The sequence below is a fragment of the Comamonas thiooxydans genome (assembly GCF_000964545.1).
GTDB lineage: Bacteria > Pseudomonadota > Gammaproteobacteria > Burkholderiales > Burkholderiaceae_C > Comamonas > Comamonas thiooxydans.
The window spans coordinates 1-23104 of record NZ_BBVD01000029.1 but is presented as its reverse complement, the minus strand read 5'-3'; the positions used below and the strand labels follow the sequence as shown (position 1 = coordinate 23104).

The window sequence follows — 23104 nt, the reverse complement described above, 5'->3', positions numbered from 1 at the left end:
GGCCGTAGCCAATCAGGTCGCGTGGGTAGGAGGCGGTGGAATCGTAAGTCATAGGGATACGGATGAAAGTGCCATCGACAAATCGTTCGTTGGCAAATCGCGGTCGAAGGTCAGGCCTGCTTCCACGTGGTCCAGGTGCAGCTGCATCAGCTGCACCGCATGTTCGGCATTGCCCGCAGCCAGTGCGGTCACGATGTCGGCATGTTCTTCGTGCGAATGCTCGGCCGCCGATGCAGACTGGTACATCAGGGTGATCAATGCGCAGCGGGAAATCAGCTCGCCCAGCAGTTGAGCCAGCACCTCGTTGCCCATGAGCTCGGCCATGCGCACGTGGAAGTCGCCCAGCAGCTCGGTGCGCTGGCCCACGTCATTGGCTTCCATGGCCTTCTTCTCGGCAGCCACATGCTGCTTGAGGGCGCGAATCTTGGCGGCGCTGCTTTGCTTGACAAAGCTGCGCACCATCTCGGCTTCGAGCATGCGACGCACAGCAAACACCTGGCGCGCCTCATCCACCGAGGGCGTGGCCACAAAGGCGCCGCGGGCGGGCTCGAGCCGGATGAGACGGTTTTGCGAAAGCTGGAACAGGGCCTGGCGCACCAGGGTGCGGGAAACTCCAAAGTGGTCGGCCAGCTTTTGCTCGGCCAGCTTGGTGCCGGGCATCAGGCGATGCTCGACGATGGCCTTGGTCAGGCTTTCGACAATGAAACTGGTGGTGGAAGTTTCCATAAATCCATCATAGCGGTTGAAGACAAGTTTTGTATACAGTTTCTGTTCACCAAACATGGTGTTTGTATCGATGTTCAGGCGCAGAAAGCTGTGCGCAAGCGCGCAAACCCAATGGGAGCAAGGGCTTGCAACATTGGTATTGCAAAGATCAGCAGTGTTGTGACTGGGGGCCCTCTGTAAGGGAAAAAAGCCCGAATGCACAATGCGCAGCTATGCAAGCACAGAATACATCCTCGCGCGCGCAGGCCGCGGCAACGCCTGTTCCCCAGCAAGACCCGGCTGGCTTTCTGCGTCATCTGTATGACGTGGCGGTGCGCAATGCCCTGCCCATCGAGGGTCTGGCGCGTCATCTGCCCAAGCCGCCCAAGGGCCGCACGCTGGTGCTGGGCGCCGGCAAGGCCGGTGGCTCCATGGCGCAGGCGCTGGAAGCTCTGTGGCCGCAGGATGCGCCACTGTCGGGCCTGGTGGTGACGCGCTATGCACATATTCCCCCACGCCCCGAAGGGCTGGCCCAGCGCCTGGAGGTGGTGGAAGCCGCCCACCCCGTGCCGGATGCGGCCGGTCTGGCTGCGGCCGAGCGTATTCTGGCGCTGACCGAGGGCCTGACGGCCGACGATCTGGTGATCTGCCTGATCTCCGGTGGCGGCTCCTCCCTGCTGACGCTGCCCGCCGAAGGCATCGACCTGGCCGAGAAGCAGCGCATCAACAAGGCGCTGCTGGAGAGCGGCGCGGCGATTGGCGAGATGAACTGCGTGCGCAAGCATTTGTCGCGCATCAAGGGCGGCCGTCTGGCCGCTGCCTGCCATCCCGCCAAGGTGGTGACGCTGACCATCAGCGATGTGCCCGGCGACGATCCTTCGGTAATCGCCAGCGGGCCCACGGTGCCGGACGCGTCGACCTGTGCCGATGCACTGGCCATCCTGGACCGCTACCAGATTGGGATTCCCGAGTCCGTGCGCGCTGCGCTGAAAGCCGGCGAGCTGGAGACGCCCAAGCCCGGCGATGCCTGCTTTGAAGGCCATGAAGTGCATCTGATCGCCACGCCCCTGCAGTCGCTGGAAGCGGCGGCGGCCGCAGCCCGCGCGGCAGGCATTGCCGTGCATGTGCTGTCCGACGAGATGGAGGGCGAGTCGCGCGAGGTGGGCAAGGTCCATGCGGCGCTGGCGCGTGCCGTGGCCAGGCATGGCCAGCCTTTTGCCAAGCCCTGCGTGATTCTCTCGGGGGGCGAAACCACGGTGACCATCCGCCCGCGTCAGCCCGGTGCGGCCAAGGGGCGCGGCGGTCGTGCCGGCGAGTTCTGCCTGGGTCTGGCCCAGGCCCTGCAAGGCCAGGAAAAGGTCTGGGCGCTGGCCGCGGACACCGACGGCATCGACGGTGTCGAGGACAACGCGGGAGCCCGTGTCTCGCCCTGCACGCTCAAGCGCGCGGCAGAGCTGAACCTGCGCATCAGCGATCACCTGGATCGCAACGATGCCTATGGCTATTTCTCGGCACTGGGCGATCTGGTGATCACTGGCCCCACGCACACCAATGTCAACGACTTCCGCGCCATCCTGGTGCTCTGATCCGCTGTATCGATAGCAGCTTGCGCTTGATCATCAATGATTTAAGGCGCTATTGATGCTGAAGTTATTGTCCAACGGGCGTTAGATGCTTTGTTTTCGATAGCGCCTTGCAGGGATTGATTCTTTTGCAGAATCAATATGGAATCACCCGCCGCGCGGCAGATCCTCCCACCAGGCATCGTCGAACTTGCCCTGAAGGAAGGCGATGAAGGACTGCACCTTCTGCGGCACCAGGCGCGGTGAGGGGTAGACGGCGTGGATTTCCTGCTCGGGCAGGCGGCAGGTCTTGAGCACTTCCACCACGCGGCCGTCCTTGAGCGAGTCCTGGGCCACATAGCGCGGCAGGGCCGCAATGCCCATGTGCGAGCGGGCTGCGGCCAGCAGGGCCGAGAGGTTGTTGGAGCGCAGCCGCCCCGTGACGGGAATCGACACCGGCTCGCCGCTGGCATTGCGCAGGCGCCAGATATCGTTGCCCTGCACGCTGCTGTAGATCAGCGTGGAATGCTCCTTGAGGTCCGAGGGGCGGCGCGGCGTGCCGTGCTTGCGCAGATAGGTGTTGGAGGCCACCAGCACCCAGGGATTGACGCCCAGCATGCGCGCGCCCAGCGAGGAGTCGGCCAGCTTGCCCAGGCGCAGCGCCACGTCGATGCCGTTGGCCACCAGATCGGTGTAGCGGTCCTCGAAGCTCAGATCGACTTGCACCTGCGGGTTGTGCTTCATGAAATCCATGGCCAGCGGAATGAGTACACGGCGCCCGAAGGCCACCGAGCTGCCGATGCGCAGCTGACCCTGCACCTGGGTTTGGCGCACCTTGACCACGTTCTCCGCCTCGGCCACGTCGCTGACGATGATCTTGCATTTTTCGTAGTACAGCGCACCGGCTTCGGTCAGGCTCACGCCGCGCGTGTTGCGGTTGAGCAGGCGCACCTTGAGGCGCGCCTCCATGGCCGCGACCTGCTTGGTGACGGTGGGCTGGGTGGTGGCGAATTCCTGTGCGACCTTGGTGAAACTGCCTGTCTCCACCACGCGCACAAACATGTGCATCGCGTCGAGTCTGTCCATGGATTTGTCTCCTATTTATTCTTGGGTGGAATAAATTTTATGGTCTGAGAGCGCCTTCCAGCAAGCAAAGGTCTTGACTAAAGTTCAACCAAGTTTTTAGGAGACCCTCATGGCCAAAATGAAAGCAATCGACGCCGCAGTCCTGGTGCTCGAAAAAGAAGGTGTAACCGTGACGTTTGGTGTGCCCGGCGCGGCCATCAACCCGCTGTACGCTGCAATGAAGAACCACGGCGGCATTGGTCACATTCTGGCCCGTCACGTGGAAGGCGCGAGCCACATGGCCGAAGGCTACACCCGTGCGGTGGCCGGCAATATCGGCGTCTGCATCGGCACCAGCGGCCCCGCCGGCACCGACATGATCACCGGTCTGTACTCGGCCAGCGCCGACTCCATCCCAATCCTGTGCATCACCGGTCAGGCACCTCGCTCGCGTCTGCACAAGGAAGACTTCCAGGCCGTGGACATCGCCTCCATCGCCAAGCCCGTGACCAAGTGGGCCACCACCGTGCTGGAACCCGCCCAGGTGCCACGTGCCTTCCAGCAGGCTTTCCACCTGATGCGCTCCGGCCGTCCCGGCCCCGTGCTGATCGATCTGCCCATCGACGTGCAGCTGGCCGAGATCGAATTCGACATCGATACCTACGAGCCCCTGCCTGCCTACAAGCCAGCCGCTTCGCGCAAGCAGGCAGAGAAGGCCATCGAGATGCTCAACGAGTCCGAGCGTCCCCTGCTGGTCTCCGGTGGCGGTGTGATCAACGCCGATGCTTCCGAGCTGATGGTCGAGCTGGCCGAGATCCTGAACGTGCCCGTGATCCCCACCCTGATGGGCTGGGGCACCATCCCCGACGATCACCCCCTGATGGTCGGCATGTGCGGTCTGCAGACCAGCCACCGCTACGGCAACGCCAACATGCTGGCTTCGGACTTCGTGTTCGGCATCGGCAACCGCTGGGCCAATCGCCACACCGGCTCGGTCGAGGTCTACACCAAGGGCCGCAAGTTCATCCACGTGGACATCGAGCCCACACAGATCGGCCGCGTGTTCGCCCCCGACTACGGCATCGTCTCCGACGCCAAGGCGGCTCTGGAGCAATTCGTTGCCGTTGCCAAGGAGTGGAAGGCTGCCGGCAAGCTCAAGTGCCGCAAGGCCTGGGTGGCCGAGTGCCAGGGTCGCAAGAACAGCGTCGAGTACCTGCGCAAGACCAACTTCGACAACGTGCCGATGAAGCCCCAGCGCGTCTACCAGTGCATGAACCGCACCCTGGACCGCGACACCACCTATGTGTCCACCATCGGTCTGTCGCAGATCGCCGGCGCCCAGTTCCTGCACGTGTACAAGCCCCGCAACTGGATCAACTGCGGCCAGGCCGGTCCTCTGGGCTGGACCACTCCCGCCGCCCTGGGCGTGCGCGTGGCCGACCCCCAGCGCAAGATCGTGGCCCTGTCCGGCGACTACGACTTCCAGTTCATGATCGAAGAGCTGGCCGTGGGCGCGCAGTTCAAGCTGCCCTATGTTCACGTGCTGGTGAACAACAGCTATCTGGGTCTGATCCGTCAGGCACAGCGCGCTTTCTCGATCGACTATTGCGTGCAATTGGCGTTCGACAATATCAACATGGATGAGGGTGATGCGACCCGCGGCTACGGTGTTGACCATGTTAAGGTCGTTGAAGGTCTGGGTTGCAAGGCGATCCGCGTTCATCGCGCCGAAGACTTTGCCCCCGCCATGCAGCAGGCCGAAGCCTGGATGGCCGAGCACAAGACCCCTGTGGTGATCGAGTGCATCCTGGAGCGTGTGACCAACATCTCCATGGGCGCCGAAATCGACAACGTGGTCGAGTTCGAAGACCTGGCGACCGAAAAGGCCGACGCGCCCAGCGCACTGGCCCTGCTGGACTGATAGGAAAACTCCCCCGGAGCGGCTCTGCCGCTTCCCTCTCTCTGCGCGGGAGGGGGACGACGCCTTCGCTGCGGGGCAGCGCGGCCGGCTTAGGCCCTTGCTTGGCGTCTAGCGCCTGCAACTATTAACGATTACCGGAGACTTTTATCATGCCCCGTTTTGCAGCCAACCTGAGCATGTTGTTCACCGAGGTGCCTTTCCTCGAGCGTTTTGAGCGTGCCGCAAACGCAGGCTTTGAAGCCGTGGAGTTTCTCTTTCCCTACGCTCATACCGTGGAAGAGATCAAGGAGCGTCTGGACGCCACCGGCCTGAAGATTGTTCTGCACAACCTGCCCGCCGGCGACTGGGACGCGGGCGAACGTGGCATTGCCTGCGACCCCAAGCGCGTGGACGAGTTCCGCGCCGGCGTGGCCAAGGCCGTGACCTATGCCCACGCCCTGGGTGTGCCCCAGCTCAACTGCCTGGCCGGCAAGGTTCCTGCCGGTGTTGACGCTGCCGTGGTGCGCCGCACTTTCGTGGAAAACCTGCGTTTTGCTGCCGCCGCCCTGAGCGCCGCCAACATCCGCCTGCTGATCGAGCCGATCAACCCCTTCGACATCCCCGGCTTCTACCTGAACCGCACTGACGATGCCCTGTCCATCCTGGACGAAGTGGGTGCGCCCAACGCCTTTGTGCAGTACGACATCTACCACGCCCAGCGCGTGGAAGGCGAGCTGGCAGCCACCATGCAAAAGCAGCTGGGCCGCATCGGTCACATCCAGCTGGCCGACAACCCCGGTCGCAACGAACCCGGCACGGGCGAGATCAACTACCCCTTCCTGTTCGCACACCTGGATCGCATCGGCTACGACGGCTGGATCGGTTGCGAATACAAGCCCGCCAACGGCACCGAGTCCGGCCTGGGCTGGCTGCAGAAGATCGGCGGCTGGAACAAGGTTGCCGTGGCTGCATGAATGGATGACCCGGTCTGTGGCGCCGGCTCGCAAAGCGCCATTGGCCATCGAATTTGAGTATCAAGAAAACTGAGGAGTACAACCATGAACGCATCGTCTCTCAAGCTGGGCTTTATCGGTCTGGGCATCATGGGCGCGCCCATGTGCGGCCACCTGATTGCGGCCGGCCACCAACTGTTCGTCAACACCGTGGGCAAGGTGCCTGCCAACATCGCCGAAACCAGCGCCACCCAGTGCACCACTGCTCGCGGTGTGGCTGAGCGCGCCGACATCATCTTCATCATGGTGCCCGACACTCCCGACGTGGAGAAGGTGCTGTTCGGTGAAGACGGCGTGGCAGCCGGCCTCAAGGGCAGCTCCAGCAAGATCGTGGTCGACATGTCCTCCATCTCGCCCGTGGCCACCAAGGACTTTGCCAAGCGCATCGAAGCCGCTGGCGCCCAGTACCTGGACGCTCCCGTCTCCGGCGGTGAAGTCGGTGCCAAGAACGGCACCCTGTCCATCATGGTCGGCGGCCCCGATGCAGCCTTCGAACGCGTCAAGCCCCTGTTCGACAAGATGGGCAAGAACATCACCCTGGTGGGCGGCAACGGCGACGGCCAGACCGCCAAGGTGGCCAACCAGATCATCGTGGCGCTGAACATCGAAGCCGTGGCCGAAGCCCTGCTGTTTGCATCGCGCGCCGGTGCCGATCCAGCACGTGTGCGTGAAGCCCTGCTGGGTGGTTTTGCTTCTTCCAAGATCCTGGAAGTGCATGCCGAACGCATGATCAAGCGCACTTTCGACCCTGGCTTCCGCATTGCCTTGCACCAGAAGGACCTGAACCTGGCCCTGTCCAGCGCTCGTCAGCTGGGCGTGTCCCTGCCCAACACCGCTCAGGCTCAAGAGCTGTTCAACAGCTGCGTGGCCCACGGCGGCGCTGCCTGGGATCACTCGGGCATGGTGCGTGCCCTGGAAATCCAGGCCAACTTCGAAATCGGTCAGAAGGCTGAATAAAGAGAGGTGGGGAGGGCGGCCACTGGCCAAGCGTACGGCCAGCAGCCGCCTCAAGTGAAAGCCGCGCTCGGGGGAGCGCGGCTTTTTTGTTCAGCGTCAGTAACCCATGGTCTTTCCGTCAGGGTTGCGCGGGTCCGAAGCGCCGCGCAGCAGTCCGTCGCGGATCTCGATGGTCTGAGTGCGGCCCATGGATGCCTTCAGTGCCACCTTGTGGCCCCACTGCCTGAGCAGGGCCAGCGTATCGGGGCTGAAGCCTTTTTCAACGCGCAACTCGTCAGGCGTCCACTGGTGATGAAAGCGCGGCGTGGCAGCCGCTTCGGCCGGGTTCATGCCGAAGTCGATGTGATTCACGACTTGCTGCAGCACCGTGGTGATGATGCGGGCTCCGCCCGGACTGCCGGTGACGAGAACCGGCTTGCCGTCCTTGAGTACCAAGGTCGGTGTCATGGAGGACAGCGGCCGCTTGCCGGCCTGCACGGCATTCGCATCGCCGCCCACCAGACCGTAGGCATTGGCCACGCCGGGCTTGGCCGAGAAATCGTCCATCTCGTTATTGAGCAAAATCCCCGTGCCCTTGGCGACGATGCCACTGCCGAAATTGGTGTTCAGCGTATAGGTCACGGCCACCGCGTTGCCGGCCTTGTCCACCACGGAGTAATGGGTGGTCTGGTCGCTTTCATAAGGCTGGGGCCTGCCGGGCCGGATGTCCTTGGCGGGCCTGGCCTGCTGGGGCTTGATGCTGGCGGCCAGCTCGCTGGCATAGCTCTTGGAGATCAGCCCCTTGAGCGGAATCTTCACGAAGTCCGGATCGCCCAGATACTGGGAGCGGTCGGCATAGGCGAGCTTCATGGCCTCGGTCATGTAGTGCACGCTTTGCGCGCTGTCGGCACCCCATTGATTCATGGGCCAGCGCTCCATCATGTTCAGGATCTGAATCAGATGCGCGCCGCCCGAAGAGGGCGGAGGCATGGTCACGATCTGGTAGCCGCGATAGCTGCCGCGCACGGGCTCGCGCTCTGCAACCTTGTAGTCGCGCAGGTCCTGCAGGCTGAGGGCATTGGCGTGCGGCGCCATCTCCGTCACGATCTTCTGCGCGATCGCCCCTTCGTAGAAGGCCTTGGCACCCTGCTGGCTGATCAGACGCAGGGACTGCGCCAGATCCTTTTGCACCAGCCTCTCGCCGCTTTGCAGCGGAGCGCCGTTCTTCCAGAAAACGGCCTGGGTGGCGGGCCAGCGGCCCATATTCTTTTTTTCCTGCTCCAGAGTCTTGGCCAGGGTGACGCTGACGGGATAGCCCTTGTCCGCCAGCGCAATCGCGGGAGCCATGACCCTGGCCAGCGGCATGCTGCCCCAGCGCGAGAGCGCATGCGTCATGCCCGCCACGGTGCCGGGCACGCCTACGGCGTAATGCGTGTAGAGCGATTTGCCGTCGATGACCTTGCCGGCGGCATCCAGATACATATTGCGCGACGCGCCCTTGGGTGCCACTTCGCGGAAGTCCAGTGCAATGTCCTTGCCGCTCCGCGCGTCGTGCACCATCATGAAGCCGCCGCCGCCGATATTGCCGGCATTGGGCAAGGCCACGGCCAGCGCAAAGCCTACGGCCACGGCGGCATCGACGGCATTGCCGCCCGCCTTGAGAATATCCACGCCGATCTGCGTGGCCAGCTCCTGCTCCGAGGCCACCATGCCGTTCTTGGCGATGACGGGGTGAAAGACATCCAGCTCGAAGTCATAGGCCGCAGCGGCTGCCTGGGCGGCGGCGGTCTGGGTGACGGCTGGCGCTGTGGCCTGAGCGGTGGCGTCGTTACGGATGGCCGCGCGTTCGTTGCTGGCGGGCTCTAGCGTGGCCGTGCTGCTGCAGGCGCTCAGGCCGGCCAGGGCGATGAGCAGGCTGGCTGCCAGGGCGGTGGTGCGCAATTGCATGCGTTGTCTCCTGTTCGCTTGATGAATCGGGCCAGTGTATAGAGGCTTGCACAGATGCCAACCGGACAGAGCTGGCTATGTGCCTGAAAGTCAAGGCAGAAAAGCCTTTGATGGAGTACAGGAACTGTATACACTTTAGCGATCAAAGCGCTGCGCTCATGCGCGAGCAGACTTTGTGATGGCATAGATGTTTCAGGGCTTACGCAAACAGGAATGCAACAACGGTCTGCCTGAACCCGTTTTGCGTAAGTCGTGTGTTTGATACAACCAAGGGCAGTGGCAAACTGCCTGTGAGGAGATTTCCATGGGCCTGAGCACCCACGTTCTCGACACCATGAATGGCTGCCCCGCCGCAGGCATGGCTGTCGAGCTGTTTTCCACCGAAGGCGACAAGGCCACGCTGATCAAGAGCCTGGTGCTCAATCATGACGGCCGCACCGACGCGCCGCTGTTCGACAACAACACGCTCAAGGTCGGCACTTACCGCCTGACCTTTGATGTTGCGGCCTACTTCAAGGCCCGTGGCGTGCAACTGCCAGAACCCAGCTTTCTGAACAAGGTGAGCCTGGACTTCGGCGTGGCCAATGTGGAGCAGCACTACCACGTGCCTTTGCTGGTCAGCCCCTGGAGCTACTCCACCTATCGCGGCTCCTGAGCGGGACGTGAGTCTCTCGAAGCGGGAGACATGGCAAAAACAAGAGCGGCTTGCGCAGGTCATTTCAAGGTTTCAGCATTAAAAGGCATTGAAACCAAGATATGACAGGCGCAAGCCGCTCCTGTTTTTAATGACTTATTTGCCCTTGGAATACGCCATGGCCACGACCAGGGCGCTCACGAAATAAAAGGCCTGCAGCTCCAGCGCCCAGCCGCCGGTGTTGTTGAGCATCAGAATCTGCCGGGTGTGCATCAGCGCAAATGCCACCACCATATTCACCGCAATCACCAGTGCGGCAGGCACCACCCACAGGCCCACCAGCAAAAGCAAAGGCGCGACCACTTCGCCCAGATAGACGGCATAGGCCAGAAATCCCGGCGCACCCAGGCTCTCGACCTTCGCCTCAATGCTGCCTATGCCATAACGAATCTTGGCCCAGCCGTGCAGCAACATGAGCAAGGCCAGGGTGACACGCAGCACAACCAGAGCTGCCTTGGGGTGGTGAAAGTAATTCCAGAACTTCATGAACTTCCTGTCGTCCGCGCGATGCTTATATCAACAATGCTAGCGCCTGTTTCAGACAATTCGTCGGATTGCCTATGGATGGGGCCAAGTCTTGTCTTATGTTCATGTTGTAGGTCTTTTTCGACAACTGCTCTTGCCTTCTGTAGGCCAATGGCGCAAGCTGTAACCGCTGAGTTTTATCGGCAACGCTGCGCACTAGCATCGTGTCAACCCTGTTTCTGACAGCTTTGCATCGGGGGGATGTGCAAAAGCGACTCAATGTCGGACTGCAGGACCTTCTACCTCTGAAATGTGTCTGCACATTCATCCCATGAAAGGATATAGGTATGCGTCAAATTTCTCTGCGTTCTGTTGCGATGGCTGCTGCACTGGCTGCCGGTGCCATGACCATGACGGCCTGCACCACGACCAAGCCTGACACGGCATCGGCTCCCCGTGCCGATTCCACAACGGTCAATACCCGTGCCAATGCAGCTCTGGAGCGCCTGTACCAGACCGCACCAGGATCCAAGGAAATGGTGCAACGCGCCAAGGGGGTGCTGATCTTCCCGTCGGTGATTGGCGGCAGCTTTGTGGTCGGGGTGGAGCATGGCCGCGGCGTGCTGCGCGTGGGCGGTCAAAACCGTGGTTTCTACAGCACGACAGCGGCCTCTATCGGATGGCAAGCTGGTGGTCAGTCCAAGGCTGTGATCTATGTGTTCAACACACAGGAGGCGCTGGACAAGTTCCTCAAGAGCGACGGCTGGTCCGTGGGGGCTGATGCCACCGTGGCAGCTGGCAAGATCGGTGCCAATGGCAGCGTGGACACCACGACCGCTCAGGCTCCGGTCACCAGCTATGTGCTGACCAACGCGGGCCTGGAGGCCGGCGTATCGCTGCAGGGCACGAAGATCACCAAAGTGGTCGAATAAGCCTCGCCTGGCTTGTGACAACAAAAAACCGGCCTTGGCCGGTTTTTTGTTGTCCGATGCAGCGGGTTGCATCGCTGTGCGCTTTTACTGGCCCAACTGACCTTCGGTCAAGGTGTCGAGCTGGAAGCGTCCCGACTTGTCCCAAAGCCAGGTGTCGGTATAGGTCACGCTGCGACCCGGGGCCGGGAAGGGGGCGGCGGAGCGAACGGCTCGCTCGATCTCGGCCACCACTTCGGGGGCATGGCCTGGCTTGCGCATCCAGTGCAGGTTTTTCACGCGGCCCTGGCCGTCGAGTTGAACCTGCAGCACGCCGATCGCATACAGCATAGGCGGCAGCATACCCTGGTAGATGCGGCCGGAGTTGCGTTCATACAGATGCTGGGCGGCCTGCTTGCGATAACCGGGGCTGGCCTTGTCGGCAGGCGTCGTGCCGATGGATGGGCTTTGAGGTGCGATCTGACAGGCGGTCAGCACCGCTGCAACGGCAGCCATCATCCCGGTCCGCAGCCAGTTCAGGGGGCGGCGGGCTGGTGTGGTGCGGGTGGGGTTGTGGGTTTCAGACATGACGCCAAGCGTAGCCGCAAATGGATGGAGGCAGCTGCCTGGGGACACAATTCTGAAGCCTCCTCGTGAAAAATCTGCAACGACTCGTCAAATCCGGTCCGGATATGCATCCGATTAATGTGCTCATACGCTTGTCTGTCTATTGGGACTCGCAAAATGCATGAACATCGGTCATCAAAGCAATCGGCGTTCAGTCATGTGGAGCGAAACACAGCAAGGAATCTTGAACCGTCTGGCGCAGCAGCCGCTGTGCTGGGTGCAGGTACAGGCCACTCGTGGCTCCGTGCCCCGCGAGGAGGGGGCCTGGATGGCAGTGTTCGCCGATGAGGTGATGGGGACGATCGGCGGTGGTCATCTGGAGTGGCAGGCCATTGCCCAGGCGCGCCAGCTGCTAGCGCAGTGGGACGCAGACCCCTCAGCCTTGCGCGAGCATATCCAGCGGTATGCGCTTGGCCCCAGTCTGGGGCAATGTTGCGGCGGTGCGCTGGAGCTGCACTTTGCATGGTTTGACACCCGCGATGCGCAACGTCTGCGGGCCTTGATGCCCGAGCCGTCGCAATGTGTGGCCTTGTTCGGCGCTGGCCATGTGGGGCATGCGCTGGTGCGCATTTTGCGCAGCTTGCCGTACCGCGTGGTCTGGGTGGACAGCCGTGATGCAGTCTTTCCCGTGGAGGAGCAGATAGGGGTGCAGTGCGAGCACTCCGATCCGGTGCAGGCCGCAGTGGCAGAGCTGCCGCCGCAGTCGCAGGTGCTCATCATGAGCTTCAGCCATGCCGAAGACCTGGAGGTGGTGGCGCAATGCCTGCTGCGCCAGCGCGAGCGAGGAGATCTGCCTTTTGTGGGGTTGATTGGCAGCAAGACCAAATGGGCCAGTTTCAGCAGCCGCTTGCGCAGGCGAGGGTTCAGCGATGCAGAGCTGGCTCACATCACCTGCCCGATCGGTGTGCCGGGCATTACCGGCAAGGAGCCCGAGGTGATCGCTGTGGCGGTGGCGGCGCAGCTTCTGCAGCGCTTGTCTGCGAGCTGATGGTGCAATGAATGCCCTGATCTGGTGCGTGTGGCCGCAAACATGCGGTTACCTGCCCTAAAAATCAGGCCCGATCCTTGCATATCGCTCTTGTATTAGGGAAATCTCTAGGGTGGTTTATCCCTGATTCGAGAGTTGCGGCAGCAAAAATTGCATACACTTTCGGTCGACAGAATGGTCGCAGCGGTGCCCCGTGTGTAACGTCCGGGAGCGCGGCCTTTTCTTCTGCTCAGAGCGCCCGCAGTGGTGAGCAGGTTGTTCGGCAGCCCCACGCTGCCAAGGTTGAGAGCTATGGAAAGCTACATTCTCGACTGGGCCGGCCTGCTGTTGCGGTGGCTCCACGTCATTACCGCGATCGCCTGGGTCGGTTCCTCCTTCTACTTTGTGTTCCTGGACAGCAGCTTGACGCCGCCCGTGGATGACGACCTGAAGAAGCAGGGCGTTAACGGCGAACTCTGGGCTGTGCACGGTGGCGGTTTCTACCACCCCGTCAAGTTCAATGTGTCTCCTCCCAAGATGCCGGATCACCTGCACTGGTTCTACTGGGAAAGCTACACCACGTGGCTGTCCGGCTTTGCCCTGCTGACGGTCTCCTACCTCTGGAACGCCAACATCTATCTGGTCACTCCCGGCGACCCCAATGCCATGAGCACCGGCGCTGCCGTGGCTTCGGCTCTGGGCTTCCTGGTGGTCTTCTGGCTGCTGTATGACTTCATCTGCCGCACTTTCGGCCAGAAGAAGAATGGCGATGCCACCGTCGGTGCCATGGTTCTGGTGCTGGTGTGTATCGCAGCCTACCTGGCCTGCCACATCTTCCCCGGCCAGGCAGCCTTCCTGCTGATGGGCGCGATGATCGCGACGTCCATGAGCGCCAACGTGTTCTTCTGGATCATCCCTGGCCAGCGCAAGGTGGTGGCTTCGCTCAAGGCTGGTGAGCCTGTGGACCCACGTCACGGCCAACGTGCCAAGCAGCGCAGCGTGCACAACACCTATTTCACGCTGCCCGTGCTGTTCGCCATGCTGTCCAATCACTATGGCTGGTTGTACAGCCACAAGCTGAACTGGCTGGTGCTGATCGGCATGATGTTTGCCGGCGCTGCCATTCGCCAGTTCTTCGTGATGCGCCACGGCTACAAGCTGGGTCGCAACAGCCACCCCTGGCCTTACGCTGCTGTCGGCGTAGCTGCTCTGCTTGCTGTGTTCGTCTGGCTCAAGCCTGCTCCTGTGGCTGCAACTGCTCCAGTAGCGGCTGCTCCAGCGGCACCCGCAGCTGGGCAGGTTGCGACTCCCGCGGCCCCTGCAGCTGAAGTCGCAACTCCTGCAGCCGAAGCCACGTCACCTGCTGCTGCTCCCGCAGCCGCTGGCGGAGAAGGCTTTGCCAAGGTCAATGCCATTTTCCAGCAGCACTGCGTGGTGTGCCACGGCACGGCTATCCAGCAAAAGGCTGTCCGTCTGGACTCCCCCGAAGCGGTGAAATCGCACGCCCAGCAGATCTACCAACAGGTGGTGCAGCTGAAGAAGATGCCTTTTGGCAACCCTGCGGCTCTGTCCGACGACGAACGCAACCTGATCAAGACCTGGTACGAGTCCGGCGCTGCCGTGAACTGACTATCAGCTGTTGTTCTGGGTAATTAAAGTCGTAAACTGGAAATTAAAGTCGTAAACTGCGACCCCGTATCCATGCGGCTTTCCGAGGAGAGAGGTTGCGACAATAAAGTCGTAAACTTCCTTGCCTAGTAAAAAAACGCTCCTAGTGAGCGTTTTTTTATGAAAATCCAGCAGATAAGCATTCGCTAATGCAACAAGAAGTGTGGTGACCGCAGAAAATGAAAAGCCAGCTTCAGCCTAGTAGGCGTCGCCAGCGATGTTGTCGATTCGAAGGTAGTCACTCCACCTTGATCAACTCATCCATTAGCGCTTCACGCAATAATTGCGCTACGCGTTGAGCCATCTCACCGCTGACTTGCCATTCACTACGGTCTGTAAAAATTACGAACCCGCGTGCCATGTCGGGGACATGGTGAGTTAATACATTGCCGATGGCTTGCGCACGGGGTCCTGCCTCTCTAGCTTGGGGGACGAAAGCTGGGACTTGCTGCGACTCGTACACGCTCAAGCGCTCAGAAATGTTCGGTTCCATCATCATTGCTTTAACTCCTTCCCCTGCAAGAATTGCCAGATAAGCGGTGCGTTGTGATGAGTTTCTGAAGGGTCTGCATTAAGCTCATGTCAAATTTCAAGTCAATTGATGACATAGATAGAGCGGAGTGCAGAGCGCTTCCTTAACTAAAAGCGTTTTGACCCATAAATGGATCAACTGAACTGCTGCGAGGTCAATTGGCCACACAGCAATTGCAGTCTATGGATGGATCCGCGTCGGAAATATCTGACTTGAACGAAAAAATGCATCGATCACATGAGACAAGTACGAAACCAGCTGCTAGGCATGTCGGTGCATTGAGAATGGAGCGAATCATGCCGCCTCTGGACCCAAGGATGCGGATGTCACAAGCCCAGTCTCGATCGCATACTTGAAAAGATCAGCATCGCGCGCAATGCCTAGCTTGCGCATGGCACTACCTTTTTGCGTGCTTACGGTCTGTTTGCTGCGGTGCAGTCTCTCTGCGATCTCGCTGATGAGCAGTCCAGATACGAACAAACGTATCACTTCTGTTTCGCGTCGAGTCAGGGCGCGAGGACCGTTTGGCTCATTGTGTGCAGATCTTGCAGTTTCCAAGATCGCCCTGGCTGTTGGCGAGTAGTAGTTGCCCCCAGCAAACGCGGCATGAATAGCTGGAACGATATGGCTTGGGTCATCTGACTTGCTGACAATGCAACCGACGTGCTCTGCAGCGAGCGCGCTCAGAATCGCGGGATTGTCCATCATGGTCACGACCACGACGCGCAGATCCGGATAGCGACGCTTGATGAAGGTGATCATGGAAATTCCATCCCCATACTCGCCACCTGGCATGGCGTAGTCGGTCACCAACACATCGCATGGGTATTTATCAAGGTGAGCCACCATTTCTGTCGAGCTACGGGCGGTACCCACCAACTGGAAGCTGCTGATGTTGGTGATTGCGCTTTGAAGGCCCAGGAGTAGGGCGGGGTGATCATCAGCGATCAAAAGACGAATTGAAAAGACATTCATGAGCGTGGTCCTGGAATCAATTCGTCGTTGTGCATCTAGGCAGGTGGTTCTTGCCTTTCCTGCGCATTGCTTGCTTGTTCCCACGTTTCAACTTTCAAGCGTTTCTGACGTGGAGAGGCAATCATGAACTGATTCAGTTGGATGAGAAAAAGCCTTCTTTGGACCTCTGTGAGACTCGCAAACCCAAGCAGTAATTCTGTGACCAGCATAGAAATTGGGGTCATCGTTCGCGCTCCAAAAGACCAACTAGGCATTGCTGCCGTGTCGCCAGATTATGGAAGGAATGTCTTGTGGAGTTAATCGGACTAAAACGAAAGTTCTGAGTTAGATAGGACGAGTACGAAAATCAAAGCAGTACACCCACAAATCCCCCCAGATTGACTACATTGCGTGCTTTCAACTCATCAGGACGAGTGACTGCCGCCATGCGCATTGGCCGGTCCGGTGCAATGCTGTGCCTCATTCAATTTCACACATCGGCAACGAGATAGGACTGCTCAATCGCTTGCAGCGCGGAGTGCTGTTTGGCGGCGCCGCAGTCATGTCGGTCGTCATTCTTGTAGTCGTTGGGTTGGCCATCTACGCAAAGGTGTCAGGCTACATATCGGATGCGCGTTTGGTTTACAGCGCTCAAAAGTCTCAGCTGCTGCTGGAGATAGAAACCAAGCAGGCCGCCATGCGGCGGGGGGTCATACATGCCGAGATGCTGTGGAATACCGAACAGCAACACTCCGCGAAAACTGCACTCGCACGCGATTTTGCACGCCAGGGAGGCCGTATTTACCTGCAGGCCAACCCCAATGTGCTACCGCAACTGGCGATGGGCGATGTGGCTAGCAAGCCTGCCGAGATGTACCGTGACTATCTGGCTTTCAGTGAAGGGCAAGCCTATACCGTGAGCGCCAGTTCACGCCAACGTGAGCGAGAATTCACTGGCTATCACTACACGCCTGACGAAAAATACATCACGTTTCTTCCGCCACCCAAGTCGGGAGACCCGGTGGCGGATGTGCATGCTCAATCCGTTGCAGATCTCATTCATCGCCTGGCAGTCGATCTTGGCGATTTGACGGACCCGCTTGTTGATCGTGCGCTGCATGAGTCGCGCCAAGTGAAGTGGATCGCTCCGCATATCGATCCATTCACCGGACAGAGCGTCGTCAAACTGGTGCAGCCCGCATTCGATGGAGACAAGCCGTTCATGATCTTTGTGAGCGATATGCCCGTGAAGGTTCTGTCCGATCGCTTGAATCAGTCTGCTTATGCTGGCAACTTCCTTCTGATTTCCAATGAGGGTGATGTGCTGCTGCAGGGAGTCGGGTCTGCGGCGGAGTCTGACCATCAAGCCCAAGAGATGGCTCAGAGGGTCGTTGAAAGCAAGGTATGGCAGAACAGTCTGACTGGCTTTGATGACAGCTATAGCGACGGAGTCTTCACTTTGGGAGAGCCCCTATCCCAAACGGGCTGGACGCTGGTGTATGCCTACTCCTGGAGCACCATCTTGAGTGCACTGCGCGGCCCCTTGACCGGCTATACGGTGGCCACCGCACTGATACTTCTCGTCCTGTGGACGGTGGTGCTGCTGTTTCACTACTGGGTTTTTCTGCCGGCCCACCGGCGCTCTTTGCGCGTCTACGAAAGCGAACGACTCAATCGCACCATCATTAAAACAGCTCCCTTTGGGCTCAGCCTTATCGATCAACGGAGTGGTGAAGTACTACTGCAAAACGAGGCGGCCGGTGGCTATGTGGTCAATGGCCAGCCATTGAACCAGCGCCTGCTGCAAATCTATTCGGCCCGAGAGGAGGGGCCGGACAGGCAGGTCACACGCGATCTCAATGTCACGGATGCACACTACCGGTCTGTCGAGCTTCACGTCGATTTGGTTCCTGGCAAGTACCAGGGCTCAGAAGTATTGCTTTGCAGCTTGCTGGATATCACTGGTTTGAAGCAGTAGCAGAAGGTCTGTAGTTGGTGTCCAAAGTACCTCTTCCTCAGCGCAGTGAAGTTTTGGGTGCTTTATCCCTAGCGCTCTGGCAACGGAGCGAGTTCCCGGATAGTGCTTAAGAGGCACGCGTATGTCCCAGCGGGAGCATTCGTGCACAGCATCTTCGATTTGCAACGGAAACTGCTCATTCAGATCGAGAAGGTTAGGCAGCATCGTTGCAAAGTTAGCTCCATCCCACTCCTTGTCGGAGAGCAGCTCAAGTTGGCGTTGTCGCCAAAGCAGTATGTGTGATCGTCCGTAGCTTGATGGATCTGAGCGTGATACACGGTGCCATGGGACGTAGTCAGCATAAGTTCCTGTCCCGCGCTCATCTCTTTCAAAGCGAGCTAGGAGCTGTGGTGTAAAGCGTTTTTGAGTCCTCATCTTTTCCCCTTAGAGAGGGCGAGCGACTTCCTCGCTCGTCCTCGGACGCTCGATAAAAAGTGAATAGGGGATTGACGCTTTTCAGAACGAAAGCGTAGACTTGGTTTGTACTTAGAAGTCTGGGCAATCCCCGACGGAAAGCGACGTGGGCTGGCAGGCCTTCGTCGCTTTTTTCTTTGCGCTATTGCATTGGTACCTCCTTCAATTTTTACGAATGCTGGTGGAGTGAATTGAGTGCGATAAGCAGGTGAAAGATTGGCGTCTTAAATGTCGGAAGCTCGGCCTGTACCTGGGTCGCAAGAATGACTGCGATGGACACTTAAGCGGTCGAGATGTGCGTGTAGTGCCAGTGCGGCAGCTAAGTCCAGATCGAGTGCAGAGGCGCAAATTCGGAGCACGAGACAGCGAAACTCAGGGGTGAGGTGTTTCGTGAACTGATCTGCACATCGCTGCTCATCAGCAAGCTGTATCAGTCGTTCTTTTTGGACTGTTGAAAGCTCTAGACCAGCAGCAATTTTTAAAATGATTGGATGGCGAGGGGGTTTTCGCTTGCTGTTTTCAAGTTCGCTGAAGTAGCCGCTAGAGATACCTGATTGCCTACTGGCTTCAGCGACAGACATGCGCCTTTGTTGCCGAACTTGATACAGCATTGCACCAAAGCTAGTTGCGATTTCGGCATGAGGCATGGCCGCCACTATGCCGTGATCGGCCATTTTTTCCAAAGTACTTAATGGAGCGAATAAGTACAGATGGCGAATCGAAAGACAAGTGCTATTGATAAGCTGCGAACCAAAATTTGGGCCACGATGGTGAATTTCGCAGCCGGAGGTATGGCACCTACTGCGCTGGAGGCTCACCTGAAGGAACTGCAAGACCGAAGGACAGGACGGAAGCAGGAGTTGAGGGAGGCCACAGGACTATGGGTGCGATACATGACTGGGAGGGCCAAGCCATTCAAGGTATGGGAACCCATGCCACAGACAGTTTGGGTTGATGAGTGTGAGGAGTTTTATCCTGGCACCTCTGCCTGGTTCTACAGCCCGATTTGGTATCTTTTGGAAGATACGGAATACCTTCCCAGCCAAATTCTTGCGTGTGTAAATTTGCTTCCAACGCGTTTTAGAGATGTGCTACTGGAACATGGGGATGTGCACACTAAAAGTGCATTCTTGCTTGCGGATCTGCCATTTGATACGCCGTTCCAGATTGGAGCTGAGGTATCAGTTTGGTCACTTGGTGCGATGGCCTGTGTCCTGAGGCGAGCGGAGTTAAGTGGGCAATCACCTCTCTACAGGTGGGCAGGAATTGGAATTCTGTGGGTGCTGCAGCAACTGGGGGAAGATGCACCTCTGCAAGTACGGCCGCTACTTCAGGAGGCACGTGACACGATGGCTGAGAGGATGAATTCGTTCATTTACCCAATGGGAGGGCCGATGACTTGTCCAGTCAAGGCTCGGGACCTAGAACGATTCAGCTGTGAAGTTCGAAGGGTCCACGCAATTGAGGAGGCAACCATGAACGATGACTATGAATTAGTTGATCGACTAAGTTCGCTTAAGTGGTATGAATTGCAGTAGGTTCGCGTTCTGAGTGTCCACGCGGCTCATGCGTGAGGAGTTCGAAAAAGCATGGGACTTACAAACCTACTTGGCTGTAATTTCTGAAGGCAATCGCGTTTAGCAAGGTCTGCTTAGCAGCGTTCTCGGTCAGTCGGGCGCGAGGGCTGAGCTCACGCTCACTGACACTAAGCGGTCACCCGGCGATACTTGCGGGATGTCGAGCACGAACCTTCCAAAAGCCAAGCGCGAATGGCATGGCACACATCACTCGTGGAGCTACCGACCGGAGGCTTTTCGCTGGTTGGGAGAACGAATTGCCGGAGTGAACATCCTTCCCCTTGCAGGCGACATGCGTGCGTGGATGCTTCGACGTGGGCAACTCGCACTCATGCCAAAGCCAATGCCCCCTGAGAAAGGCGGCTTTACGAACCCGTACACGACCGGCGGCGTCACATTGCAACTCATCATGGCGAGAGTTATCAACTCGTCCCACGACTTCGCAACCATAGACTGTCCTGGCAACAACGAAGTCGACTCGGAGATCGAACGCATCCGCCTCTACAACGAGGTACTCATGAATTCGGCACGGCTCTGCGAAGTCGCAATTAAGCAGCTGCTGTATTGCACCCAGATTCCCGAGGCCCGATACGGCCGCATGGCACTAGGCGCGCTGCTCGAGTCGCCTTGTCCAGACTGCAAACGACAGAGCGGCCAGACGCCTCACTTGGTCTCGTTGGTCGGCACGCTCGCGCACCCGTTCCACCTGTGCCTTGAGTTCGAGCATTGCGCAATGGATCACATGGATCTCGTGAACCGATTGCGGAACTCACTGGCGGCGCATTCGGGCGTCCAACAACTCGACGTCAGGTCCGTTAGCGCGTCAAAAGCGCAATTCAAAAGCGACAGCCAAGAGGTGCTAAGCGGCTTACTGCACATGCTGTCGCACGTAGAGGATCTTGAACGCAGGATGCTCACTGACCTCACTAAAAAAGGGCGTGAAATCAACGCTCTCAAGGCAGGTGGCCTGGCAGCCAAAGACTGCAACTTCAATCTGGTCCCTGGTGACGAAGGGGCAGTTTTACCTGCGCCCAGCAGCGCCTAGCCGACCCGCTCAATCGCAAGTGCGTAGCCATCGTAGGGAATTGGCGTGATTCCCGCGTCATCGACTTGACCGCACGGGCTCTCGGCAAAGCCTCCAATTCGCCGGCCCAGGTGTATTGGCTGCAACCGAGGGAGAACGACGATAGACTGACCGCTCTGGATCGGCTCTGCCCTATCGACCTGAGCTGGACCGACCGTTCAGGATCGAATTGCTGCCGCAAACTATCGAACGGCCGGTCTCAAATGTGCAGCGGCCAGACGGGGCGAAGCCAGTCGAATGGCCGTGGCTGATCCAAGCAGCCGCTCGGGCTGGCGGCCGTGAATGACTATGAACAACCTGAAGCCGACTTTTGATTCCTAGGTCCGCATTGCAGCGGTTGCTGCTAGTCGGGAGATAAGCCGCCACTCACCTTGGTGGCCGTCAAGCAGCCATTGAGCACAGCTGTCAGTGCGGTGTCGAATAGCGGTTGTAAACAGTTCGACGGCCAGGTGGATAGCCATTTAACGAACCAAAGTTAGGAGTCCTGTGACTAGATCCTTTAGTTCAGCGCGCTCAACACTGTTTTCCACGTAGGTCGAACACCGAATGATCTGGTCTGCCGTCATTCTCGGCCAGAATCGATCGATTACATCGTCCGCCTTCATGTTGACGGCGGTTCCAATGATCTTTTTGGCGTCGCAGGTATCTGTGAACTCAACGGCCACACCGGCCTCGGCAAGAATTAAGTCGGGACATAGATAGTTCTCGATCTCGCGTTTTCGAGTTGCGTAGAAGGGGCGCCCTTGCGCCTCGACTTCATCCTGGCGTTTTTGGATCGACTTCATCTGGCTCGGATCTCCACCGACATCTGAGTCTAGGAATACGCACCACGGCAAACCCAGATCATTGGCAAGATTGAGCGTGACCCAGTGCTTTACGCTACCGCAGCCCCCAATCAAGATGGGAACAATGCCTGCGTCCTCGAGACTGGACTCTATGTGGCCGGCCCCTTTCAACGCAGAGGCTGTGTGACGCAGGAAGGTGACGTCGGACTTGCCCTCAACCAGCACCACGCCCTTGGCGCGTTCCATACCAGTTTCCGGTAGCACGCCGAGGCTTTCCGTGGCCTCCTTGAGCACATCGCAATCCGGCATCTTCACGATAGGGGCCCCCTCAGCATCTTTGGTGACGTATCGGAGTCCTTCTGTTGGAATTAAACCTGCAAGTGCGGGCACATGGGTGGTGACAATGATCTGCCGATTGGGCTGCTCGGCCAGAGACAGCAGCGCCTTCATCAGCATCACCTGAAAGTTTGGATGCTGAGAGGTTTCGGGCTCCTCTATCGCGTAGATCACATTGCGCTGTGACCCAACTGCTGCTTTCTCCGCCTCTGCGCGAAAGAAGTTCAGTAGGATCAACCGGCGCACGCCACTTCCGCGCTTGTTGATAGGAATTCCGTTCTCACCGTCGAGCGTGAAATTGAAAGTCCACTTAGGCTTCTCCTTGAAGCGGGGCGTCAGTTCGCTAGCGAGCTCCGGCGCCATCTCTCGAAGCTTGTCTAGCGTCCTAGCGGCCACATCAAGCACGCTCGTCTCGATCTGCTGTTCGAGTGCGCTGATCTGAATCTGTAGGGTGGCCTGAGCCTCCTTGACTGCCTGCTGTAGAGGATTTTTCGCCTCCACGTCCCCGTCGCTGCTTTCGCGATCCGCTTTGAAGAGAGCGAAGGTTGGCAACCGGTCTTGGATCTTTCCCCAGATCGATTTCGTCTCTGTCGAGAGTCCCTTTTCGACATCCAGCAAACATTCTTGGCATTCGATAGGAGCCGCGGCTTCCCGAATTGCTTGGCGCCAAAGTGACGCAACGCGCTTATCCGCGACGACTTCGGCGACGCCTCGCTCTTCGCCCAGCTTCTTGAGGTCTGCCATTTTTAGGCTAAGCAGCGTGCTCAGCACCTTGTCGGTGGGGTGCTGACAACGGATTGATGTACGCTCCAGCCTCCCTGTCGTTGCCTTGAACGACTTCACGATTTCCAGCGAGCCTTCAGCATTGAGCAGGAACTCTTTTGCAAGCGACGTATCGACGTTCTCGTCGAGCACCAGAGACTCAGGCAAGTCATCAAAAGCGCAGGC

General features: G+C 58.9%; 19 protein-coding genes. 10 read left to right on the top strand and 9 right to left on the bottom strand.

What is annotated here, in order from left to right; genetic code table 11:
* Window positions 1-48: 48 nt before the first annotated feature.
* Window positions 49-726 carry a GntR family transcriptional regulator gene (locus tag Cth01_RS23690; RefSeq protein WP_045840599.1) on the bottom strand — a complete coding sequence of 226 codons (678 nt, stop codon included), beginning with the start codon at window positions 724-726 and terminating at the stop codon, window positions 49-51.
* A gap of 212 nt (window positions 727-938) precedes the next feature.
* On the opposite strand from Cth01_RS23690, the gene Cth01_RS23685 reads away from it, so the two are divergent.
* Complete coding sequence (locus Cth01_RS23685; protein WP_045840598.1) at window positions 939-2291, top strand: glycerate kinase type-2 family protein; 1353 nt, start codon at window positions 939-941, stop codon at window positions 2289-2291.
* Window positions 2292-2435: 144 nt separating this feature from the next.
* On the opposite strand, the gene Cth01_RS23680 is transcribed toward Cth01_RS23685, so the two are convergent.
* Window positions 2436-3353, bottom strand: a complete 918-nt coding sequence (locus Cth01_RS23680) for a LysR family transcriptional regulator (protein ID WP_003052436.1) — start codon at window positions 3351-3353, stop codon at window positions 2436-2438.
* A 109-nt stretch (window positions 3354-3462) separates the two neighbouring features.
* On the opposite strand from Cth01_RS23680, the gene gcl reads away from it, so the two are divergent.
* The 3 genes from gcl to glxR all read left to right on the top strand — a co-directional run bounded on the left by gcl (window position 3463) and on the right by glxR (window position 7202).
* Entirely contained in the window at window positions 3463-5253 is a 1791-nt protein-coding gene (gene gcl, locus Cth01_RS23675) for a glyoxylate carboligase (protein ID WP_003063995.1), read from the top strand.
* A gap of 149 nt (window positions 5254-5402) precedes the next feature.
* Window positions 5403-6206, top strand: a complete 804-nt coding sequence (gene hyi, locus Cth01_RS23670) for a hydroxypyruvate isomerase (protein ID WP_003063993.1) — start codon at window positions 5403-5405, stop codon at window positions 6204-6206.
* Between the two features lie 84 nt (window positions 6207-6290).
* Window positions 6291-7202, top strand: coding sequence for a 2-hydroxy-3-oxopropionate reductase (glxR, locus tag Cth01_RS23665; RefSeq protein WP_045840597.1), 912 nt, complete (start codon window positions 6291-6293; stop codon window positions 7200-7202).
* Between the two features lie 96 nt (window positions 7203-7298).
* On the opposite strand, the gene ggt is transcribed toward glxR, so the two are convergent.
* A complete protein-coding gene (gene ggt / locus Cth01_RS23660; protein WP_045840596.1) occupies window positions 7299-9128 on the bottom strand; it encodes a gamma-glutamyltransferase in 1830 nt (609 codons plus the stop codon).
* Window positions 9129-9432: 304 nt separating this feature from the next.
* Here ggt and uraH point away from each other — a divergent pair, with 304 nt between their 5' ends.
* A complete protein-coding gene (gene uraH, locus Cth01_RS23655) occupies window positions 9433-9783 on the top strand; it encodes a hydroxyisourate hydrolase (protein ID WP_003070903.1) in 351 nt (116 codons plus the stop codon).
* Window positions 9784-9918: 135 nt separating this feature from the next.
* Here uraH and Cth01_RS23650 read toward each other — a convergent pair whose 3' ends face one another.
* Window positions 9919-10308, bottom strand: coding sequence for a DoxX family protein (locus tag Cth01_RS23650; RefSeq protein WP_034353709.1), 390 nt, complete (start codon window positions 10306-10308; stop codon window positions 9919-9921).
* Between the two features lie 326 nt (window positions 10309-10634).
* Between Cth01_RS23650 and Cth01_RS23645 the strand changes: the two genes are divergently transcribed.
* A complete protein-coding gene (locus Cth01_RS23645) occupies window positions 10635-11219 on the top strand; it encodes a BPSL1445 family SYLF domain-containing lipoprotein (protein ID WP_034353706.1) in 585 nt (194 codons plus the stop codon).
* Window positions 11220-11303: 84 nt separating this feature from the next.
* On the opposite strand, the gene Cth01_RS23640 is transcribed toward Cth01_RS23645, so the two are convergent.
* On the bottom strand, window positions 11304-11714 hold the full coding sequence (locus Cth01_RS23640) for an energy transducer TonB (protein ID WP_080746019.1): 411 nt from the start codon (window positions 11712-11714) through the stop codon (window positions 11304-11306).
* 265 nt (window positions 11715-11979) lie between these two features.
* Between Cth01_RS23640 and xdhC the strand changes: the two genes are divergently transcribed.
* Both xdhC and Cth01_RS23630 read left to right on the top strand, forming a co-directional pair.
* The gene (gene xdhC, locus Cth01_RS23635; RefSeq protein ID WP_045840595.1) at window positions 11980-12810 is read left to right on the top strand and encodes a xanthine dehydrogenase accessory protein XdhC; all 831 of its coding nucleotides are present in this window, start codon (window positions 11980-11982) and stop codon (window positions 12808-12810) included.
* A 291-nt stretch (window positions 12811-13101) separates the two neighbouring features.
* Window positions 13102-14418, top strand: a complete 1317-nt coding sequence (locus Cth01_RS23630; protein ID WP_034396604.1) for a urate hydroxylase PuuD — start codon at window positions 13102-13104, stop codon at window positions 14416-14418.
* Between the two features lie 277 nt (window positions 14419-14695).
* Here the strand turns inward: Cth01_RS23630 and Cth01_RS23625 are convergent, their stop codons facing one another.
* Window positions 14696-14956 carry a hypothetical protein gene (locus Cth01_RS23625; protein WP_045840594.1) on the bottom strand — a complete coding sequence of 87 codons (261 nt, stop codon included), beginning with the start codon at window positions 14954-14956 and terminating at the stop codon, window positions 14696-14698.
* A 327-nt stretch (window positions 14957-15283) separates the two neighbouring features.
* Window positions 15284-15964, bottom strand: coding sequence for a response regulator (locus tag Cth01_RS23620; RefSeq protein WP_045840593.1), 681 nt, complete (start codon window positions 15962-15964; stop codon window positions 15284-15286).
* A gap of 454 nt (window positions 15965-16418) precedes the next feature.
* Between Cth01_RS23620 and Cth01_RS23615 the strand changes: the two genes are divergently transcribed.
* Entirely contained in the window at window positions 16419-17921 is a 1503-nt protein-coding gene (locus Cth01_RS23615) for a hypothetical protein (protein ID WP_139032142.1), read from the top strand.
* Window positions 17922-18598: 677 nt separating this feature from the next.
* On the opposite strand, the gene Cth01_RS23610 is transcribed toward Cth01_RS23615, so the two are convergent.
* Window positions 18599-19048 (bottom strand): helix-turn-helix domain-containing protein, encoded by a 450-nt coding sequence (locus Cth01_RS23610; protein WP_072248312.1) that lies wholly within the window; start codon window positions 19046-19048, stop codon window positions 18599-18601.
* 1060 nt (window positions 19049-20108) lie between these two features.
* Between Cth01_RS23610 and Cth01_RS23605 the strand changes: the two genes are divergently transcribed.
* The gene (locus tag Cth01_RS23605) at window positions 20109-20996 is read left to right on the top strand and encodes a hypothetical protein (protein WP_139032143.1); all 888 of its coding nucleotides are present in this window, start codon (window positions 20109-20111) and stop codon (window positions 20994-20996) included.
* 500 nt (window positions 20997-21496) lie between these two features.
* Here Cth01_RS23605 and Cth01_RS23600 read toward each other — a convergent pair.
* Window positions 21497-23104, bottom strand: a 1608-nt coding sequence (locus tag Cth01_RS23600) for an ATP-dependent nuclease (protein WP_045840588.1), incomplete at its 5' end; no start/stop codon positions are given.

What these genes read in the sequence shown, in the direction of transcription:
- Cth01_RS23650 (WP_034353709.1), bottom strand. Translation starts at nt 10,308, where the DNA reads ATGAAGTTCTGGAATTACTTTCACCACCCCAAGGCAGCTCTGGTTGTG.
- uraH (WP_003070903.1), top strand. Translation starts at nt 9,433, where the DNA reads ATGGGCCTGAGCACCCACGTTCTCGACACCATGAATGGCTGCCCCGCC.
- Cth01_RS23680 (WP_003052436.1), bottom strand. Translation starts at nt 3,353, where the DNA reads ATGGACAGACTCGACGCGATGCACATGTTTGTGCGCGTGGTGGAGACA.
- gcl (WP_003063995.1), top strand. Translation starts at nt 3,463, where the DNA reads ATGGCCAAAATGAAAGCAATCGACGCCGCAGTCCTGGTGCTCGAAAAA.
- Cth01_RS23620 (WP_045840593.1), bottom strand. Translation starts at nt 15,964, where the DNA reads ATGAATGTCTTTTCAATTCGTCTTTTGATCGCTGATGATCACCCCGCC.
- hyi (WP_003063993.1), top strand. Translation starts at nt 5,403, where the DNA reads ATGCCCCGTTTTGCAGCCAACCTGAGCATGTTGTTCACCGAGGTGCCT.
- Cth01_RS23640 (WP_080746019.1), bottom strand. Translation starts at nt 11,714, where the DNA reads ATGATGGCTGCCGTTGCAGCGGTGCTGACCGCCTGTCAGATCGCACCT.
- ggt (WP_045840596.1), bottom strand. Translation starts at nt 9,128, where the DNA reads ATGCAATTGCGCACCACCGCCCTGGCAGCCAGCCTGCTCATCGCCCTG.
- Cth01_RS23685 (WP_045840598.1), top strand. Translation starts at nt 939, where the DNA reads ATGCAAGCACAGAATACATCCTCGCGCGCGCAGGCCGCGGCAACGCCT.
- xdhC (WP_045840595.1), top strand. Translation starts at nt 11,980, where the DNA reads ATGTGGAGCGAAACACAGCAAGGAATCTTGAACCGTCTGGCGCAGCAG.
- Cth01_RS23625 (WP_045840594.1), bottom strand. Translation starts at nt 14,956, where the DNA reads ATGATGATGGAACCGAACATTTCTGAGCGCTTGAGCGTGTACGAGTCG.
- Cth01_RS23645 (WP_034353706.1), top strand. Translation starts at nt 10,635, where the DNA reads ATGCGTCAAATTTCTCTGCGTTCTGTTGCGATGGCTGCTGCACTGGCT.
- glxR (WP_045840597.1), top strand. Translation starts at nt 6,291, where the DNA reads ATGAACGCATCGTCTCTCAAGCTGGGCTTTATCGGTCTGGGCATCATG.
- Cth01_RS23605 (WP_139032143.1), top strand. Translation starts at nt 20,109, where the DNA reads ATGTCGAGCACGAACCTTCCAAAAGCCAAGCGCGAATGGCATGGCACA.
- Cth01_RS23610 (WP_072248312.1), bottom strand. Translation starts at nt 19,048, where the DNA reads ATGGCCGATCACGGCATAGTGGCGGCCATGCCTCATGCCGAAATCGCA.
- Cth01_RS23630 (WP_034396604.1), top strand. Translation starts at nt 13,102, where the DNA reads ATGGAAAGCTACATTCTCGACTGGGCCGGCCTGCTGTTGCGGTGGCTC.
- Cth01_RS23690 (WP_045840599.1), bottom strand. Translation starts at nt 726, where the DNA reads ATGGAAACTTCCACCACCAGTTTCATTGTCGAAAGCCTGACCAAGGCC.